The sequence below is a fragment of the Bradyrhizobium sp. STM 3843 genome (genome assembly GCF_000239815.1).
GTDB lineage: Bacteria > Pseudomonadota > Alphaproteobacteria > Rhizobiales > Xanthobacteraceae > Bradyrhizobium.
The window spans coordinates 48,115-66,939 of record NZ_CAFK01000303.1 but is presented as its reverse complement, the minus strand read 5'-3'; the positions used below and the strand labels follow the sequence as shown (position 1 = coordinate 66,939).

16 protein-coding genes and 1 tRNA gene are annotated in these 18,825 nt (G+C 63.3%); 8 read left to right on the top strand and 9 right to left on the bottom strand.

Annotation, left to right across the window (positions count from 1 at the left end; translation table 11 throughout):
• The 3 genes from ispF to BRAS3843_RS32470 form a co-directional block, all read left to right on the top strand.
• Positions 1–916, top strand: a 916-nt coding sequence (gene ispF / locus BRAS3843_RS32480; protein WP_035983548.1) for a 2-C-methyl-D-erythritol 2,4-cyclodiphosphate synthase, incomplete at its 5' end; no start/stop codon positions are given.
• Positions 917–968: 52 nt separating this feature from the next.
• A complete protein-coding gene (locus BRAS3843_RS32475) occupies positions 969–1,580 on the top strand; it encodes a CinA family protein (RefSeq protein WP_008973453.1) in 612 nt (203 codons plus the stop codon).
• Positions 1,581–2,282: 702 nt separating this feature from the next.
• Entirely contained in the window at positions 2,283–3,266 is a 984-nt protein-coding gene (locus BRAS3843_RS32470; RefSeq protein WP_008973452.1) for a dienelactone hydrolase family protein, read from the top strand.
• A gap of 644 nt (positions 3,267–3,910) precedes the next feature.
• Here the strand turns inward: BRAS3843_RS32470 and BRAS3843_RS41055 are convergent.
• The 5 genes from BRAS3843_RS41055 to lipA form a co-directional block, all read right to left on the bottom strand.
• Positions 3,911–4,120, bottom strand: coding sequence for a DUF1127 domain-containing protein (locus BRAS3843_RS41055; RefSeq protein ID WP_244425531.1), 210 nt, complete (start codon positions 4,118–4,120; stop codon positions 3,911–3,913).
• A 566-nt stretch (positions 4,121–4,686) separates the two neighbouring features.
• Positions 4,687–6,051: an FAD-dependent monooxygenase gene (locus BRAS3843_RS32450; RefSeq protein ID WP_008973448.1), complete on the bottom strand. Its 1,365-nt coding sequence runs from the start codon at positions 6,049–6,051 to the stop codon at positions 4,687–4,689.
• Between the two features lie 127 nt (positions 6,052–6,178).
• Positions 6,179–6,694, bottom strand: coding sequence for a hypothetical protein (locus BRAS3843_RS41755; RefSeq protein WP_175361174.1), 516 nt, complete (start codon positions 6,692–6,694; stop codon positions 6,179–6,181).
• Positions 6,695–7,172: 478 nt separating this feature from the next.
• A complete protein-coding gene (locus BRAS3843_RS32440; RefSeq protein WP_008973446.1) occupies positions 7,173–7,646 on the bottom strand; it encodes a type II toxin-antitoxin system RatA family toxin in 474 nt (157 codons plus the stop codon).
• Between the two features lie 6 nt (positions 7,647–7,652).
• On the bottom strand, positions 7,653–8,612 hold the full coding sequence (lipA, locus tag BRAS3843_RS32435) for a lipoyl synthase (RefSeq protein ID WP_008973445.1): 960 nt from the start codon (positions 8,610–8,612) through the stop codon (positions 7,653–7,655).
• 135 nt (positions 8,613–8,747) lie between these two features.
• On the opposite strand from lipA, the gene BRAS3843_RS32430 reads away from it, so the two are divergent.
• Positions 8,748–9,425 (top strand): DNA-3-methyladenine glycosylase, encoded by a 678-nt coding sequence (locus BRAS3843_RS32430; RefSeq protein WP_083841480.1) that lies wholly within the window; start codon positions 8,748–8,750, stop codon positions 9,423–9,425.
• Between the two features lie 134 nt (positions 9,426–9,559).
• Here the strand turns inward: BRAS3843_RS32430 and BRAS3843_RS32425 are convergent, their stop codons facing one another.
• From BRAS3843_RS32425 to BRAS3843_RS32410, 4 genes are all read right to left on the bottom strand, one after another.
• Entirely contained in the window at positions 9,560–12,439 is a 2,880-nt protein-coding gene (locus BRAS3843_RS32425; protein WP_008973443.1) for a valine--tRNA ligase, read from the bottom strand.
• 305 nt (positions 12,440–12,744) lie between these two features.
• The gene (locus BRAS3843_RS32420) at positions 12,745–13,506 is read right to left on the bottom strand and encodes a DUF2497 domain-containing protein (protein ID WP_008973442.1); all 762 of its coding nucleotides are present in this window, start codon (positions 13,504–13,506) and stop codon (positions 12,745–12,747) included.
• Between the two features lie 428 nt (positions 13,507–13,934).
• On the bottom strand, positions 13,935–15,320 hold the full coding sequence (locus tag BRAS3843_RS32415; RefSeq protein WP_008973441.1) for a TolC family outer membrane protein: 1,386 nt from the start codon (positions 15,318–15,320) through the stop codon (positions 13,935–13,937).
• Positions 15,321–15,594: 274 nt separating this feature from the next.
• Positions 15,595–16,254, bottom strand: a complete 660-nt coding sequence (locus BRAS3843_RS32410) for a methyltransferase domain-containing protein (RefSeq protein WP_008973440.1) — start codon at positions 16,252–16,254, stop codon at positions 15,595–15,597.
• Positions 16,255–16,756: 502 nt separating this feature from the next.
• Between BRAS3843_RS32410 and BRAS3843_RS32405 the strand changes: the two genes are divergently transcribed.
• From BRAS3843_RS32405 to BRAS3843_RS42395, 4 genes are all read left to right on the top strand, one after another.
• Positions 16,757–16,831 (top strand) — tRNA-Asn (locus BRAS3843_RS32405).
• Positions 16,832–17,503: 672 nt separating this feature from the next.
• Positions 17,504–17,896 carry a response regulator gene (locus tag BRAS3843_RS32400; RefSeq protein WP_244425530.1) on the top strand — a complete coding sequence of 131 codons (393 nt, stop codon included), beginning with the start codon at positions 17,504–17,506 and terminating at the stop codon, positions 17,894–17,896.
• Positions 17,893–18,342 carry a response regulator gene (locus BRAS3843_RS32395; RefSeq protein WP_008973438.1) on the top strand — a complete coding sequence of 150 codons (450 nt, stop codon included), beginning with the start codon at positions 17,893–17,895 and terminating at the stop codon, positions 18,340–18,342. Before BRAS3843_RS32400 ends, BRAS3843_RS32395 begins: the two co-directional genes overlap by 4 nt.
• A 266-nt stretch (positions 18,343–18,608) precedes the next feature.
• Complete coding sequence (locus BRAS3843_RS42395; RefSeq protein ID WP_035983546.1) at positions 18,609–18,803, top strand: hypothetical protein; 195 nt, start codon at positions 18,609–18,611, stop codon at positions 18,801–18,803.
• Positions 18,804–18,825: the final 22 nt, after the last annotated feature.

The following is an 18,825-nucleotide window of genomic DNA, read 5'->3' as shown; positions in this document are numbered from 1 at the left end:
GGCGCTGGCGCCGCACCGGCCCGAGATCGTGCTGATCCATGATGCCGCGCGCCCCTTTGTCTCGGGCGCGGTGATCTCGCGCGCGATCGTCGCGGCTGATAAGACCGGCGCCGCGATCCCTGTGATCCCGGTCAATGACACGGTCAAGCAGGTCGGCGAAACCGGCGACATCACTGCGACACCGGAGCGCGCGAAACTGCGGATCGCGCAGACGCCACAGACGTTCAAGTTCGAGTTGATTCTGGAGGCGCATCGCCGCGCCGCGCGCGATGGACTCAACGAGTTCACAGATGATGCGGCGATTGCCGAATGGGCGGGATTGACGGTTGCGACCTTCGAGGGCGATGTTGCCAACATGAAGCTGACGACACCAGAGGATTTCGTGCGCGAGGAGGCACGGCTTGCCGCTGCGCTCGGCGACATCAGGACCGGAACGGGCTACGACGTGCACGCGTTCGGCCCGGGCGATCACGTCTGGCTCTGCGGCCTGCGCGTGCCGCATAGCAAGGGCTTCCTGGCTCATTCGGATGGTGACGTCGGCTTGCACGCTCTGGTTGACGCAATTTTAGGCGCGTTGGCCGACGGCGACATCGGCTCGCACTTCCCGCCGTCAGACATGAAGTGGAAGGGCGCCTCCTCCGACCAGTTTCTGAAATACGCCGTCGAGCGCGTTACCGCACGCGGCGGCCGGATCGCCAATCTCGAAGTGACGATGATCTGCGAGCGGCCGAAGATCGGCCCCTTGCGCGACCAGATGCGGGCGCGGATTGCCGAGATCTCGGGCGTCGACATTTCGCGGGTCGCGGTGAAGGCGACCACCAGCGAGAAGCTCGGCTTCACCGGCCGCGAGGAAGGCATCGCTGCCACCGCGAGCGCCACCATCCGCCTGCCCTGGAGTCCGTATCGTGGTGACTGAAGCGACGCCTGCGGAGAGTTCGGTCTGACGTTCGCATGAGGACAACAGGGACATGGCAAGCGAACGTCAAACAGTGTCCACCAGCGCTCTCGCCCGCGCCCTGCTCGATCTCTGCCGCTCGCGCAAGCTGACGATCGCGACCGCGGAGTCCTGCACCGGCGGCCTGGTCGCCGCGGCGCTGACCGAGATTCCCGGCTCCTCCGACGTGGTCGACCGCGGCTTCGTCACCTATTCCAACGAGGCCAAGCGCGCGATGCTCGGCGTCAACGCCTCGACATTGCAGACCTTCGGCGCGGTCTCGAAAGAAACCGCGATCCAGATGGCGGTCGGGGCGCTCGAGCGTGCCGATGTCGATCTCGCTGTCGCCATCACCGGCATCGCCGGCCCCGGCGGCGCCACACCGGGCAAGCCGGTCGGGCTGGTGCATTTTGCCTGCGCGGCCCGCGACGGCCGCATCATCAACCGCGAGCAGCGCTTCGGCGCGATCGGCCGCAGCGCCGTGCGCGTCCGCTCAGTGGTCGAAGCCTTGCGCATGTTGATGGAACTGGCCCGGCCGCAAACGGCGGTCAAACCGAAGCGCGCAGCCGCGACACGCCTTCGCCCGCGCGTCGCGCGCAGCCCGCGCCTGCATCCGGTGAAGCGGCCGCGGCCGCCGCGGACTTAGCCAGTAACGTATGCGTAGCCGCGCCACGGCGTCGTTTGCGAGCGCAGCGAAGCAATCCAGTCCTGCCACAACAACGATCCTGGATTGCTTCGGCGCTATCACGCCTCGCAATCGAATCCTTTGGTAGACGTGGGGCGAGCCAATGGCGCCAGGTTTCCGCACGAGAACGCGCGGCCGATTAGAAGCGATAGACGGCCAGCAGCATAGCCATGACGCCAATGGCGGCGATGATGCCAATTGCACCTTGGGCGCTGACACGACATCCCCAAAAGGCGATTTCAATCTTGGGCGTCGACATCACGTGTTCTCCGCGAAAAAAACGTGATGATCCATATATTACAAATTCGCGGGCTGGATGGATGAATTCGTCCTCGAACCACGGGCATTTGCCTAATCGGTTCGAATCATCATGGCAGGAGACATGTACAGCCTGCCCACAATTTCCGCTCACAACTCGAATTCGGAGCGTTCTAATCTCAGAGGAGCATTTTGCGATTTTTTTGACTGGCACCCAAATTTTTTCCAGAAAAGCGTTTCTCTCACGTCATCTTGGGCAAATAATCAGACGTGACCAAAGCTCCAAAGCAAACGCTCCGACTCGGCGGATCACAGCTACTTTGAGCTGCATTACGCATTCTCAGGCGCGACAAAGCCTTTTCTCGACATAGTTCTGTCCTTCCTAGTCTCCGATTGCTTTACCCGATGGGGGCCATTTTGCTGCACAGGACATTCGGGGCACTCGCCCTGACGTTGATTTGCCTCGCCTCGCCCGCCCGCACCGCCGGCCTTCAGCTGCTCGAGTCCGATCCGAAGCTCCACGGCATCATCTGGACGCCTTGCGCGACCGCGCCTGCGAGCGTGCCGCTCGGCAGCCTCGCCGTGCCCGGACTGGAGACGCTGCCGGGCGTCAAGGACTGTCCGATCAAGGGCACCAAGCTGCCGCTGGTGATCATCTCGCACGGCCGCGGCGGCTGGGTCGGCGGCCACCATGATGTCGCGGAAGCGCTCGCGGATGCCGGGTTCATCGTCGCGGGGATCAATCATCCCGGCGACACCGTCGACGATTCATCTCAGCGCGACAGTCTGTCGGTCTGGTTATCGCGACCGCAGGACATCGAGCGCCTGATCGACTTCATGCTGAACGACTGGAAGGACAAGGCCGCGGTTGATCCCGACCGCATCGGCTTTTTCGGCTTCTCCCGTGGCGGCTACACCGGGACCGTTCTGGTGGGGGTCGATCCGGACTTCGACAGGGTGGCGCAATACTGCACCCAACCGGGACCGTACTGCGATCAGATCCGCAAAGGCGACGTCCCGAAGACCTGGCCCCATGACAACAGGATCAAGGCTGCCGTCTTTGCCGATGCGGCCCACACCGTCGGCTTCACCAAAGCCAATCTGGCTGCTATCAAAATCCCGCTACAGGTCTGGCGCTCGGAGCTCGGCGGCAATGGCGTCGATCCCGAAGGCACGGCGCGCGTCACCGCCGGCCTCCCCGGCCATCCCGAAATTCACGTCGTGCCGGCCGCTCACTTCGCGTTCCTGGCGCCCTGCTCCGCTGAGCTCGCAGCGGCGGTCCCGCGTATCTGCGCTGATGCGCCGCCCGATTTCGACCGCGCGGCGTTCCATCGCGAGTTCGATGCTGAGGTGGTCAGGTTCTTCTCCGAGCATCTGACCGGCAAATAGCGTTCGCCTACTCGCCGCCCTCAAATGGGTCGACAGAACCGCGCGCCGCATGCCGCACACCATGAATGATGACCTCGTCGGCAGCGACCTCGTAGAAGATGAGGTAAGGAAAGGGATTGACGATCGGGCGACGAAGGCGCGGATGGGTCGATTGTGCTCCCGCCTTGGGATGTAGCACAATCGCATACGGCTGTAGTGCTTCGGGGCCTCATGGTTCGAGACGCGCGGCTTCGCCGCGCCCTCACCATGAGGGGTTGGCATTTTGCCGCAAAACATGCCCTCGTCCTGAGGAGCTCGCCGGAGGCGAGCGTCTCGAAGGACGGCCGCGGGAGAGATCGTCGGCCGGATTTTCCTATATGCGATATATGGCCCGGATCTCGTCGTCGGTCGCGAACTGTCGGCGGTCGGCCTGGCACAGCGATTCGTGGAACGAGGCTGTTTCTTCCGGCGTCAATGTGACCGGAGGCTGTTCGTGACCCGCGAGTTGCAACAGCACGCGCGCGAGCTCATCCTGCTCGTCAGGCGGAAGCTGGCGGACAATATTGAAGGCCCGATCCAGCAATGTCGTCATTTGACCAGACTACAACGGTGACTAGCGTTTCGAAAGGCCCTCTTGGAGCACTTATAGGAGGAGAAGGTTCCGCTCACGCGCGCCAGAACGGACGGCGACAGAGCCGCCGCGCGTCTTCTCGCGTGAGGCCGTAATCCTCCAGCACCTCGTCGGCCATCCATGGCAATTCGCGAGCGAACCTGCGCCGCTCACGCCAGCGCTCCCACCAGATCCGCAGGATCGACACGGTCTCCCGATGAACGTGGCCATCATCGCGAGCCGCCCTCACAAATGGATAGATCATCGCGGCCGGTTTCGCCGGCCTCGACAACCTCGATGATCTCGAGCGATCACGAGGCGGGCTGACAGGGTCCCGAACGTGCGTCACGCGGTCGGGCGGACGCAGCTGTTTGACGTCGTCGATGCGGAGATCGTCTGTCTTGCGCGGCACGGCGGGCTCCCTGGGGATTTCGACGAACCTGCCGGCCATAAAAAAAGCCGCCAGGTCTGGCGGCTGTTCGGATGTCTTGCTGCAATACCTTAAGTCAGCACGATCCTCCCGCCGCCAGCGAATTGCGGTGCGTAAAATGCCAAAAGCGGCGGGTGGCGACGGTGATCATGGCCGGCTCTATAGCGCGCCGATCTCAGTCTGTCATTCTCTAATCTGGCGAGTATCGCACAAACTATTCAGGTGTGGCGCGCGGTCAAACCGTTGGGACCGATGCCGATTCGTTGCGCATCACTGGGAACGCTTCAAGTTGCGCGAGGCTTCGTCGCGCGATCCAACGGACCGCGCAACGACGATAGCGACGCCGCGCTTTGCGATATCTGCCAGCCTCAGGCGATGAGCAAGCTCGTCCGCAGCACAACCTAGCCGGCCGACGCCTGTATCCGATCAGCCGGCGGCTGCGCGTGGGCCTCGATCCGCCGCTGGATGTCCGGGCTCTGCAGCAGCTCGAACGGCTTGACGAGCTGGATGACGTCCGAGAACGCCGTCTGCACCACCGGATCGGCGACCACGGCCCGGAACAGGGCCGCCTCGAACTGCCGGCTCTCATCATATCGTTCAGGACGCTCGCCGCGCGTGCCGGGATAGGCGAAGTCAGCATTCACGCCCATGCCCCACGGCGCCAGGAGCAGCGGGCCGACCTCAGTCATGAACTGCCTCTGCAGCGCTGCGATCGGGTCCGCCTCGCCGGCGAGCCGGCCGAGACTGTCGCGCAGCAGCTTGGCTTGCAGCGCCGCCACCGTCATGCCCTGCCCATAGATGGGGTTGAAGCGACACAGGGAGTCGGCGATCGGAAGCACGCCATCCGGCAATCGCTCCAGCCGCTCGAAATGTCGCCAGCAACTCTCATCGAGGACGAAATGTCTGAGGCCTTCGAGCGGTGGGAGATGACGGACGGCGTTATAGATCGTCTGCGTCTTGACCCGGCGCAGCGCGGCAAGCATCTCGTCCCAGGTCTGTGGGCGCGTTGACGCATGGTGCTCGCTCAGGGTGACGAGGCAGCGGCCCTCCCCGGTCGGCATCAGGATCGCGGCGGTCGTCAGCGCGGGTGGGTCGGCATGCGTGGCCGCGAGCTCCCAGTCGCGCGATTCCCCGGCAGGCCACGGGAGGAGCGCTGTCGTATAGCTGATGTCGACGCCGACCGCCGTCTCCGCCGGCCGCGGCAAACCAAGCTTGTCGAGCAGCGCCAATGTGAGCGCGCCGCGACCACTTGCGTCGATCACGAGATCAGCTTCGATGGTCGAGACGGCGCCGTCGCCGCTCACGAAACGCGCCGATGGCCGCCCCCCATCCGCCACCAGTTCCGTCACACGACAATCCGATTGCAAGGTGACATTGGCGAGCGCGGCTACCCGTTGCCGCAGCACTGCTTCGATCAGCGGTCGCGAGGCTGACAGGATGGTGGTGCCGCAATCGCGCCGTGGTAACGGACCGACATCCGGCCGTTCGAATTGGATTTCCCGGAACCCGTTGATCGGCACCGCTCCCGCGTCGGCGAGCGCGCGCTCGAACCCCGGAAGCAGCGCATTGAGCGCCTGCAGTCCGCCAGCCAACAGGCCGTGCGGATGCCGATCCTGCGGTGTCCCCGCGCGGGACGCAGCTGACGACGGCAGCGTGTCGCGATCGAGAACGATGATCTCCTCGAAGTAAGGTGACAGCGCGCCGGCGGATGACAATCCGCCCATGCCGGCCCCGATGACGATGGCACGCTGATGCAGACGACTCATGCTGGCTCCTTCCGTTCGAGCCCACTATCCGATCGCCCGGCTGCAGCATTGTTTCGATCGGTCCGGATCGTGTTGCGTCTGTAACTGGAACAAGGCGACGATCAGGCCGATCGCGCGTCGAGGCAAATCAGTTGCGCGTGCGCGGGCCATCCGATCCATTGGGGCCTTTCCACGGCCTGACAACGCCGCGCGCCGAAAAACCAATTTTCCGAGCGATCTCATCGTGAAAGCCCGGTTCAAGGTCTCTGGCGGAAATATTTGTCTTTCGTTTTTTCAGAATTCGTGTTTGACTGCGCCATCCCGCCTCGCAAGAGGGGCGCATCGCGATCGTCACGGCGCGTGAGGCGGGCAAGCGGTGGCCGCTGATATGCCGCAGCGCGTCTTTGACGCGCGGACGAACGGCATGACGCGGACGTGAAATCGCAGCGTCCTGACACCCCGACGCTGGTGTCCAGCGCAACGCGCGCAAGCGTGTTGTCGCTGACGCGACGGAGCTTTGCTTCGCGCGGATATGGTGGCCAAAAAGCCCGGCGCACCAGGGAGACTGCGTATAAGCGTGAAGACCATCGCGCAGGGGATGCCGGGATGTCTCGGCTGCACCTGTGGTGACTGCCGCCTGCTTTTCTTGATGCAGGCGGGCCATGGGAGTGGCCAGCTCCCGGCATTCCCCGCCCTCTTCTGCTTTTCGAGGGTGTGAGCTGCGCAAGACTCGGGCGTCCGCGCTGCGAGATCGCGGACTCATAACTGCTGTTTGAGACGTGGATAGGAACGAGACGAACTTCACCGCCGTCATTCCGGGGCATCGCGAAGCGATGAGCCTGGAATCCATAACCACGATCGTGCGTATGGATTCCCGGGCTCGCGCGACGCGCGGCCCGGAATGACGAAGTTGAAAAAGCTTGCGCGTCAACTGCTGCTGTCGTCCCGGGCAAGCTCGCAAAGCGAGCGCAGACCCGGGACCCATAGCCACAGGGAGGTGTTGTGGGCGCAAGCTGGAACCACTGATGTGCCCCGACACTGCTACCTGTGGCTATGGGTCCCCGCGTTCGCGGGGACGACGGCGGAGGACGAGGCAGCTAGGCGGGACGACGGCGGAGGATGACGCGATAGCCCCGGTCCGCTTACGTCGACGACACCGCGGGCTTGCGGCCGTAGATCGCGTCGGCCCGCTTCTCGAAAGCTGAGGACAGGCGCGCGAACACTGTGTCGAACATCGAGCCCATCAGTATCGCCAGCATGCGGCTCTTGAACTCATAGGCGATGAAGAAGGTGACCTCGCAGGCCTCGCCGTTGCGCGGCTCGAAACTCCAGCGGTTTTCCAGCGAGGAGAACGGACCGCTGACATATTCGACCAGGATCTTGCGGTTGGCGCGGTCCAGCGTGACGCGGCTGGTAAACGTCTCTCTCACCAGCTTGAACGACACCGTCATGTCGCAGACGATGATCTCCGTGCCGTCAGGCTTGTCGCTGCGCTGACGCACGACCAGCGACTGGCACAGCGGCACGAATTGCGGATAGCGCTCGACGTCGGCCACCAGATCGAACATCTGCTCGGCGGTATGCTGAACGCAGCGCTTGTTGGAAAATCTCGGCATGATCTCTCAGCGCGCGATCGCCGCGCGCGCTGCCTTCAGCTTGGCGAAATCCTCGCCGGCATGATGCGACGAGCGCGTCAGCGGGCTTGCAGACACCATCAGGAAGCCCTTGGTGTAGGCCACGGTCTCGTAGCCGGAGAATTCCTCCGGCGTGACGTAGCGCATCACAGCGTGATGCTTGCGGGTCGGCTGCAGGTATTGCCCGATGGTCAGGAAGTCGACGTCGGCCGAGCGCAGATCGTCCATCACCTGCAGCACCTCGTGGCGCTCTTCGCCCAGGCCGACCATGATGCCGGACTTGGTGAAGATGGTGGGATCGAGCTCCTTTACCCGCTGCAACAGCCGCACCGAGTGGAAATAGCGCGCGCCGGGCCGAACCGAGAGATAGCGCGACGGCACGGTTTCGAGATTGTGGTTGAAGACGTCGGGCTTGGCCGCGACCACGAGCTCGAGCGCGCCGTCCTTGCGCAGGAAATCCGGCGTCAGCACCTCGATCGTCGTGGTCGCGCATTTCTGGCGGATGGCGCGGATGGTCGCGGCGATATGTGCCGCGCCACCGTCGGCAAGATCATCGCGGTCGACCGAGGTGACGACGACATGGGTCAAGCCAAGCTTGAACGTGGCCTCGGCCACATGCTCCGGCTCGCTCGCATCCAGCGCATCCGGCAGGCCGGTCTTGACGTTGCAGAAGGCACAGGCGCGCGTGCAGGTGTCGCCCATGATCATGAAGGTCGCGTGCTTCTTGTCCCAGCACTCGCCGATGTTGGGGCAGCCGGCCTCCTCGCACACGGTGACGAGCTTGTTCTCGCGCACGATGTTGCGGGTGTCGGCATAGCCGCGGCTGGTCGGCGCCTTGACCCGGATCCAGGCCGGCTTTGCGGGCGAAGCGGAATCCGGCCGGTTCACCTTTTCGGGGTGACGGGGGCGCAGCGGCGTGTTCGAGATCGTATCGACGATGGTGACCATGGACATTCTTGCAATTGGCTGTTCGGCCTTAGCTATTCCGTACCGCGGTTCCCCGCAACCAGCTCGCCCAACCTAGCAGGACATGGCAGATATGGGCAGCGCCCCCGGTATTTATCCTGGTTGATTCCCTTCAAAATGGCTCGAAAACCGGCCCCCGTCTCAGCAGTTTCACCGTCCGGGCATCGGCCCAGGCATCCCCCCAAGGCAAAGCGGCTGACGCGTGCCTTCTTTGCGCGCAGCGTGCACGAGGTGGCGCCGGACCTGATCGGGACGACCTTCCTGGTCGACGGCGTCGGCGGCATCATCGTCGAGGTGGAGGCCTATCACCACACCGAGCCGGCCGCGCATTCGTTTCGCGGCGAGACGCCGCGCAATGCCGTGATGTTCGGGCCGCCGGGCTATGCCTATGTCTACCGCTCTTATGGCATCCATTGGTGCGTGAACTTCGTCTGCGAAAAGGAGGGATCAGCGAGCGCGGTGCTGATCCGCGCGATCGAGCCGACCATGGGCGTCGAGGCGATGCGCCGGCGGCGCGGCATCGAGGACGTGCGTGCGCTGTGCTCCGGCCCCGGTAAGCTGACGGAGGCGATGGGGATCACGATTGCCCACAATGCCCTGCCGCTGGATGCCGCACCGGTCGAGCTGTTCGCTCGGCCTAGTGATGTCGAGGTGATCAGCGGCGTCCGCATCGGCATCACCAAGGCCGTCGAGCTGCCCTGGCGCTACGGACTGAAGGGCTCGCGGTTCCTGAGCAAGCCGTTTCCGGCCTCACCTGTCGTCCCGGGCAAGCGCAGCGCGACCCGGGACCCATAACCACAGGGAGTTATGGTGACGAAGAACGACGACCAGGCAGCCTGCCTCTTTCGAACATTCCGCGGTATGGGTCCCGGCGTTCGCCGGGACGACAGCGGAATGCGAGGAAACAGCGTCAGATCAGCGCCGAGCAGTTACCCCACGCTGGCGAGCCGCCCCAGCGCCTCTTCGAGCTTGGCTTTGCGCGCGATGGCCGCCTCGCGCTTTTCCCGCTCTTCCTCGACGACCTCCTCGGCCGCCTTCGCGACGAAGTTCGGATTGCCGAGCTTCTTGTCGACACGCTCGATATCGGCGTCGGCCTTGGCAATCTCCTTGCCGAGCCGGGTGCGTTCGGCGGCGAGGTCGACGACGCCCTTGAGCGGCAGAGCGGCAACCTCGCCGCGCACCACCAGCTGGGCCGAGCCTTCCGGTGCACGATCGGCGAAGCTGATGTCAGAGAGCCGCGCCAGGCGCTTGATGACGTCGGTCCAGCGCGGCGCGCGCTCGCCAGTCTCCGCGGAAGCACCGACGAGCACGAGCGGCATCAAGGTCGCCGGCGGGATGTTCATCTCGGCACGCACCGAGCGGATTGCGGTCACGAGATCGACCACCCAGCCGATCTCCGCCTCCGCCGCCTCGTCCTTGAAGCTCGAGGCGTCGAACGGCACGAAGAGCGATGGCGCCATCGGCGGCACCAGGGGATCGGCGAAACTCGCCGCCGACAGCGCGGCGATCTCCGCCACGGTGGGAACATCGACCCGGTGCGGCCAGGGCGCGAGCGTCAGCAGGCCGTCGCGATCAGCGGTGGTCTCCCACAGCGCCTCGGTGATGAAGGGCATGAAGGGATGCAGCAGCTTGAGGATCTCATCGCGCGCCCAGGCCACCATCGCCCGGGTCTCGGCCTTCGCCGCGCTGTCCGGCCCGGTCAGCACCGGCTTGGCGAGTTCGAGGTACCAGTCGCAATAGACGTTCCAGACGAAGCGGTAGATGGCGCCGGCCGCGTCGTTGAAGCGATAGGCCTCGATCGCCTCGGTGACCTCGCGGGTCGCGGCCGCGGTCTCATGCGCGATCCAGCGGTTGAGCGTCTCCTCGGCCTTGGCGGCCTCGAAGCCCTCCGGCAGCGCGCAGTCGTTCATCTCGGCGAAGCGGCAGGCGTTCCAGAGCTTGGTTGCGAAGTTGCGATAGCCCTCGACGCGGCTCGCGGACAACTTGATGTCGCGGCCTTGCGCCGCCATCGCAGCCAAGGTGAACCGCAGCGCATCGGCGCCATATTCGTCGATGAGAGCCAGCGGGTCGATGACGTTGCCTTTCGACTTCGACATCTTGGCGCCCTTCTCGTCGCGGACGAGCGCGTGGATGTAGACGGTCGAGAACGACACCTCGCCCATGAAGTGCAGGCCCATCATCATCATGCGGGCGACCCAGAAGAAGATGATGTCGAAGCCGGTGACCAGCACGTTGGTCGGGTAATAGCGCTTCACCTCGGGCACATCGTCCGGCCAGCCCAGCGTCGAGAACGGCCACAGCGCCGAGGAGAACCAGGTGTCGAGCACGTCTTCGTCACGCGTGATGAAGCCGGCGCGCTTGTTCCGGTCGAGCGCCATCTCCCGGCCCTGCTCCGGCGTGATGACCTCCTGCTCGACGTAGTAGCCGATGGCGTGGCCGATCGCCTCCTCCTCGGTCTCGGCGACGAACACCTTGCCGTCGGGTCCGTACCAGGCCGGGATCTGGTGGCCCCACCAGAGCTGGCGCGAGATGCACCAGGGCTGGATGTTCTCCATCCAGTCGAAATAGGTCTTCTCCCAGTTTTTCGGGACGAAGGTCGTCGCGCCGGACCTCACCGCCGCGATCGCCGGCTGGGCCAGGGTCTTGGCGTCGACATACCATTGGTCGGTCAGGAACGGTTCGATCACGACGCCGGAGCGGTCGCCGTGCGGCACCATATGCGTGTTCGGCTCGATGCGTTCCAGGAAGCCGAAATTCTTCAGCCGTTCGACGATCTTCTTGCGTGCCGCAAACCGCTCGATCCCATGGAACTCCCGGGCAAACTCCTCCGAAGCCTCGGGCAGTTCGCGCAGGTAATCCTCGTTGTCGACGAGGTTGAGACAGCCCTCCTTGTCGAACACGCTGATCTGCGGCAGGCCGTGGCGGCGGCCGATCTCGAAGTCGTTGAAGTCATGCGCAGGCGTCACCTTGACCGCGCCGGACCCTTTGTCCGGGTCGGAATAGGTGTCGGCAACGATCGGGATCTCGCGTCCGACCAGCGGCAGGATCACGCGCTTGCCGATCAGGTGCTGATAGCGCTCGTCCTCGGGGTGCACCGCGACTGCGGTGTCGCCGAGCATCGTCTCCGGCCGGGTGGTGGCGACCACGATGAAGCTCGTGGGATCCTCCGGGCTGAAGGTCTTACCCTCGAGCGGATAGCGCAGGTACCAGAGGTTGCCCTTGACCTCGACCTGCTGCACCTCAAGATCGGAGATCGCGGTGAGCAGCTTGGGGTCCCAATTGACCAGCCGCTTGTCCTTGTAGATCAGGCCGGCACGGTGCAGCTCAACGAACACCTTCACGACGGCCTTCGACAGCCCCTCGTCCATGGTGAAGCGCTCGCGACTCCAGTCGCAGGAGGCGCCGAGCCGCTTGAGCTGGTTGATGATGGTCCCGCCGCTCTCGTCCTTCCACTGCCAGACGCGCTCCAGGAACTTCTCGCGACCCATTTCGCGGCGCCCAGGCTGCTGCCGCTCCATCAGCTGCCGTTCGACCACCATCTGCGTCGCGATGCCGGCGTGATCGGTGCCGGGCTGCCACAGCACATCGCGGCCGCGCATGCGTTCGAAGCGGCACAGAATGTCCTGCAGCGTATTGTTGAGCGCGTGGCCCATATGCAGCGAGCCAGTGACATTCGGCGGCGGAATGACGATGGTGAATGGGTCGGCCTCTCGGCGGTCCGGGCGACCTGCGGAAAACGCACGGGCGTCCTCCCAGACCAGGGACATGCGGCCCTCGATGTCGGCGGGCTGATAATTTTTCTCGATCATGGCGTTCGCGGCCGGCACAGAACCGGCCTTCCAAATTCGTGGACCCTTGCAGCCCCCTGCCCGGATCCCGGCCGGATCTGAGAAGATTACCGCAAGCTTATGACTCTCAAGCTCTTTTCGAGCCGATGCGTTTTCCGAGGCGGCCACGCGCAATCGCGAGGCATCCCGTCGGCGGCACCAGTTTGAAGATGGGTAGAAACCCGCCGCGGCGCATCAAGTCAACACCGCGTCTCAGGTGGTTTTGGGCGAACCAAGCTGAGCCAGGGAGGCCGGCGCACGGGACGGGCATGTCGCCCGGGCCGTCCTCAACGACCGCGCGATACCCGCTCGATTTCCGCCTTGACGATGCGCTCGACCAGCGCCGGCAGGTTGTCGTCGAGCCAGCTTTTCAGCATTGGCCGCAGCATCTCCTTGACGAGATCCTCCAGGGTGCGCGCGTTGTTGCTGAGCACCGTATTGGCCAAGGCGTTGAACGCCGATTCCACCGCGTTGACGGTCGTCGTCGACAGGATCGCCTGCTTTGGCACCACCGGCTCGAAAGCCGATTCGAATGCTGGCGATGCGGGTGTAACCCGGTTCGCCGCCCGTTCGACGAACTCGATGTCATCTTGCGGATCGACCCTCCGGAAGGAAGCCGGGGCCGGGCTTGGAGCGGGGGTCGGGGGTGCCACTGCCATATCGTCCGTCAACTCAAGTACATCAGGTTCGGGTTCAGGCTCTGCAGGCCGAATCTCTTCGGCCGAAGTCGTCTCATCCAATCCCGCCAGCAATGCGTCGATGTCATCCTGGTTGTTGCTTGCCTGCGCCGCCGGTGGCGGGGATGGTGCGGGCGGCGGCGGAGCAGCTTTCCCAGCCGCAGCGACAGCCGCCGGAATTTTTGACGGAGGAATGTCGCTCATCGCAGGCTTGGGCGCCGGCGCCGGCTTCTCAGCCTTTGGCGGTGGCGCGGGCGCAGCAGCAGCCTTCTCGGCAGCCGGCGGCTTGGCTTCATCGTCGGCGATGATCCGCCGGATCGACGCCAGAATCTCCTCCATCGAGGGTTCTTGGACCTTCGCGGGCTGCGTCATTTACGACTCCAAATCAGCGACGCCGTCGCACGCGTCATCTTACCCCAGGCACCAGAAGATTCGCAGGCTCCAGATCCAACAGGCTCGGACTTCCTAACAGACATGCCCCTGCCGTCTCCAGATTGTGCGCCGCTCGATGCAATTGATGGAACGATGACCTCGGCGTCGGAGATCGCTTGAAGGAATATCCGAGGCGCCGAATCGCTCCGCGGCCTTTTTGAGGCTATGTCATGGCAACAAATGATTGCAAGCAACGCAGGCTGCCAAGCGGTGGAGCAGCTCAAGTTGGTCGCCATTCGACGCAGGTGCGCCACAACCTCTGACAGCATCGACGCATCGCCTCAACAAAAGCCGCGGTTTTCGGCCCCAAATGCAAGACGCCTCGGCCATCGGCCGAGGCGTCGAAATTTAGTTCCATCGCGATTCGCTTATCGCCCGTCGGGCGTCCGAACGCCGGCCCAGCTGTCGCGGACCTGCTGGTAATGAACGCTCGGATCGTAAGACGTCGTCGGCAGGTTCAACACTTGCGGCGAAAGCCGACCGACCGAATTGAGCACCGAGTAGGATGCGACCACACGATCGTGCTGTGCCGTCACCAGGGCGTTGCGTGCGTTGACCAGCGCCTGCTGCGCGTTCAACACGTCCAGCGTGGTGCGCTGACCCGCCTTCGCCTCTTCGCGGACGCCGTTGAGTGCGACCTCCGATGCAGTCACCTGCGCCTGAGCCGAGGCGACCTGTGCCTTGCCGGCAACGAGCTGCCCCCATGCCGTGACCACATTGGCGCGCGTCTGGTCGCGGGTGGTGTCGAGGTTGAGACGCTGCTGCGCCAGATTCTCCTTGGACTGCCGGATCAGCGCATATTCGGCGCCGCCCTGGTAGATCGGCACCGAGAGCTGGGCGATTGCCGACGCACCGAACGAGCGCAAGCTCTGCAAGCTCTGCTCATTTGCCTGCTGTGCCGAAGCCTGCACCGTCACCGTCGGCAGCAGAGCGCCCTCATTGATCTTGACCTGGAGGAAGTTGACGTCGATGCCGAACATCGCCGCGGTGACGTTTGGATTCTCAATCAGGCTGATCTCGACGGCCTGCTGCAGGGTGGACGGCAGGAAGCGGTCGACGGGCGACCCCGGCGCAAGGTTCACGGGCTCATTGCCGATGATGCGGCGGAAATTGGAGCGGGTGGTCGTCAGATTGGACTCGGCCGTCAGCTGCTGGGTGCGGCCGGCAGCAAGCTGCGCCTCTGATTGGGCGACGTCGGTCCGGGTGACTTCGCCGACGTTGAAGCGATCGCGCGTCTGTTTCAGAGTCTGTTCGAGAACTCGGGTATTGCTGCGCTGGACTTCCACAATCGCAGCGTCACGCAGATAATCCATATAGATCGTGGCCGCTTGCAGCAGCACCTGCTGCTCCAGAACGCGCAGACCTTCGCGCGCGCCAGACACTTGGCTTTCGGCCGCGCGTGTACGGTTCGCAGTCTGATTGCCGTTGTAGAGCGTCTGGGTTGCGGTCACACCGACGCTTCGCGGGACGGTCGTTCCGTGGAAGGACGGGGTGGCCGGAGAGAGCTGAATGTCCTGGTACTGGTAACCGCCGGTCGCAGTGAGGTTCACCTTCGGCCGATATCCCGACAGGGCCTGGGGCACGTTTTCGTCAGTGGAGCGGACTTGAGCGCGCTGCGCATTCAGTTGCGGATTACTTTGATAGGCTCGGACCAGCGCAGCCTCTATCGTATCGGCAAGCGCAGGCGCCGGTCCCGCACAAGCCATCAGGAGGACCACAGCCGCCGCTGCGGTGACGACCTTCACCCCAAACATCCTTGTTCCAATCATCGTTGTACCGGCTGAACGCCCCAGCCGGGCCTTTAGCCACAAGAGAGACTCCCGCGCACCACCACACCTTATTCCGCGGGCAAGCGTGACGAAACCACCCAGCGCCGGACTCGTGTGGAAACTCTGAGCGTGCAGCATCCGGGCCACACTTCTGATTTAAAACAGATTTCTGCCGGCTCGTGAGCCCGTGGCCGCCGCAGATTCTCGCGGCGAGTTCCCCTCGAGAGGCAGTTTCGGGGCAATTTCCCGGCAAATCGGATCAAAAAACGAACTCAGGCACCCGCTCGAGCCCCGGAAGAACCGGCGCGGCGGCATCAAACAATACCCGAGAGCCGAAATCTTGGTGCGAGTGTGTGATGATCATGGCCCGCGCGGGCTTGGTCTTGGCGAAGACGCCAACCAGACGCCCGCCTTCCTTGAGCTGGCGGCACAATCCGTCGACGGGAACTTCGGAGGCGCCATTCAGGAGAATCACATCGTACCGGCTGTCACCCGGGTCGCCCTGCGCGCATCCGGCCACCCGGACGCTGACGTTGCCCTGGTTCCCGATCAGCGCCTTGGCGCGGCCTTCAATGACCGGATCGGGTTCCGTCGCGGTGATCTTCTCGGCGAGCCTGGCGGCCAAGGCGGCCAGATAGCCGGTCGCGCATCCGACGACCAGGACATGATCAGTCGGTGCGATTTCGGCGGCCTGCAAAAGCTTCCCGGTCAGCATCGGCTTGATCAGGAAACGCTTGGCCGATCCAGCTTCGGAAATGTCGAGATCGAGATCGAGATAGGCGAGCGCGCGGCGGTCCTCGGGAACGAAGGTCTCGCGGGGCACCGTCAGCATCGCATCCAGCACACGGTGATCGGTGACATCATTGGTGCGCACCTGGCCATCGACCATTTTCTGGCGCGCAGTGGCGAATGAGGACATGGGCAGACCTGCAAGCGAAGCGGACAAGCCGCGGAGGAACTTGCGTCACCTTTTGGTACAAGGCTTTCAAAAACGCAACATGGTGATCAGGCCCAAAGCGATCCAGCGGGGTGACGCGAGGCGCCACTCGTCTCCCTGATCGGCTGATCGGCCCTCTGCAAAATCCTGATGCGACTTGTCACCATGCCGGGCATACGGCGCGGCTGTCGCTATCACACTCAAAATGCGCGACGGGTAAGGTGCGTGAGCTTGCTTGAGACGATCGCCAGTCCCGGCGCCTGCGAGTCGTACAGATCGAGGATCGGGCTCGATCCGCCTCGAAGATCAGGGCCCCAATTCCTGGTCGAACGACTCGGCTAAGCCCACCCATTTTCACATAACCATCTGGTACAATGAAACTTTTTTCTCTTTTTCGAGTTCGTTGAATTCCTGTGATTTCGTCCTATGCAAGGCGATGCGGCTTTGTTATACGCTCCCCCGCTCGCGACCTTGCGTCGCCTGTTCCTCGGTAGCTCAGCGGTAGAGCATTCGACTGTTAATCGAATGGTCGCTGGTTCGAATCCAGCCCGGGGAGCCAACGCTCTCGCCCCTCACCCATCCTGTCGTCATGCGAGACTGCCCGCGGTCAAGCTCATGACCCGACTGTTCCGGGCGCTTCGGATTCGGAGAGCCGCGCGGACGAGCTGTCATTCCTCAGCGCGCCCGCGCCTGTTTGGCAATCGTTGACGAGAGCAATTCGCCGAACAGATTCATCATCGCGTCACAGCTTGCGATCTCGCCAGGATCTACGATTTCGCGATCCCTCCTGCGTGCACATTGTTCGGGGGTGAAGACTTCGGCACGGCGACGGTAGCAAAACGACAGCTAAAGGTTGTTTGAGATCTCTTGAGCCGATGAGTTTGACAGCCGAAGCCGCGCGCCACCTCATAGGACGTACGCGACAGCTCCAGCTGTGCGGTATTTCATTCGCTCTTTTTGCATCATAACGTGCACATTTAACGATCGCCAATCCATCAGCCTCTCCCAACCACACAGACGTTGAAGCCGCAAAACTCCTGGTTGCAAAGCCGGAACAATTAATTCAGTCTGCCCTCCTCCGCACATTGGAAGTGAGTGAGTCTTGGGTGAGTCTCGGTGACATCGGTTGCGCTGTAGCGTGCGCGTCCTTCAGTCTGACTGACAGCTGAGGTAGCCCATGCCCACCATCCTAATCATCGACGACGACCATGCGACTCGCGCCGCTCTGGAGATGCTGCTGAAGCAGAAGAAGTTTGGCGTGTTCCTGGCGCCGGACGGCTCGACCGGAATTCGGCTGATCGGCAGCGTTTGCTTCGATGCGGTTGTGATCGACATGTTCATGCCAGGCATGGATGGTCTCGCCACCGTCCGCCAGTTGATCAAGATCGATCCAACCGTCCCCTTCATCGCCATATCGGGATATGCGTTCACCGATCGCAGACAGGGCGCCCCCGACTTCCTCGGGATGGCGATCAAGTTGGGCGCCACCGCCGCTCTGCAAAAGCCGTTCGATATCCTCGACCTGCTGGAAGCCATCAACCGCGCATTGGAGGTCCGTCAACGGCTCCTGACCGAAATCAAGGATCGAGCTGGCGGATTAGCTTCTGTCCGGAAGGCATCATGAACAACATCCTGGTCGTTGACGACGAGGTGGGCATCTGCTGCGTGATCCAGCATCTGCTCGCGAGGCAAGGCTATGTGGTCACGGCCATGACCGACGGCCGGGCCGCACTTGAAGCTGTTGCGCGCGATGAATATGCCGCAGCCCTGATCGACCTGAACCTGGCAGAGATCGACGGGAAGCAGGTAATCCGCGCCGCCCGCGCGGCATGGCCCAACATGCCGATCGTCATGATGTCGGGCCTGGTCTTGGAGTCCGGTTGCGGCGCGCCGGACTTCCCGGACATGTCTGCCAGGATACCGGGTCTCTACGGATTGGCGAAACCCTTCAAGCCGACGGATCTCATCCAACTCGTGCAGGACATTTTGAGTTTCCCCGCTGGCGACGCCCTGGCCTGGCCGGCCGCGCCTCGACTTGAAAATCCCGCCGCTGCCCCGGCGCGGCGGTGAAATGCCGAGCCGCGGCGGATTGCCGAAACTCGGCGCCAAATGGAGTCGGCGGTTTAAGTCTTTGGATGGCTGGTGGGAATATTCCTTTGGAACTGTGATCTCTTTCACATGTTGTGGCTTTTCGTTTCCTTAGGTTCGGCGCGAAAATAAACGCCATGCTAACCAATGCAGCGATCGGAGATCGATCGTTAAAACTCGAGCGATCTGCTCAATCGGTAAACAGAAGGGTTTTGCGACGGTGCGCTCGCGAACGGCGTGAGGGCATCATGACTGAAGTTGAGTACGAATTATTGCTGGACGTCGTGCGAACGGCGATTGCGGCGGAGCCGCGGACGGATCGAGAGATTGCCCTGATGCCACGCTTATTTTCTCTATCTGTCACATCCCCGAAGGCTGCGAACGACAACGAGACCTGCTGGCCGTTGATTCCGTTTCCCGACGGGTGGCACGCGGCCTGCTAACCGACTGCATCTCTCGCCTGAG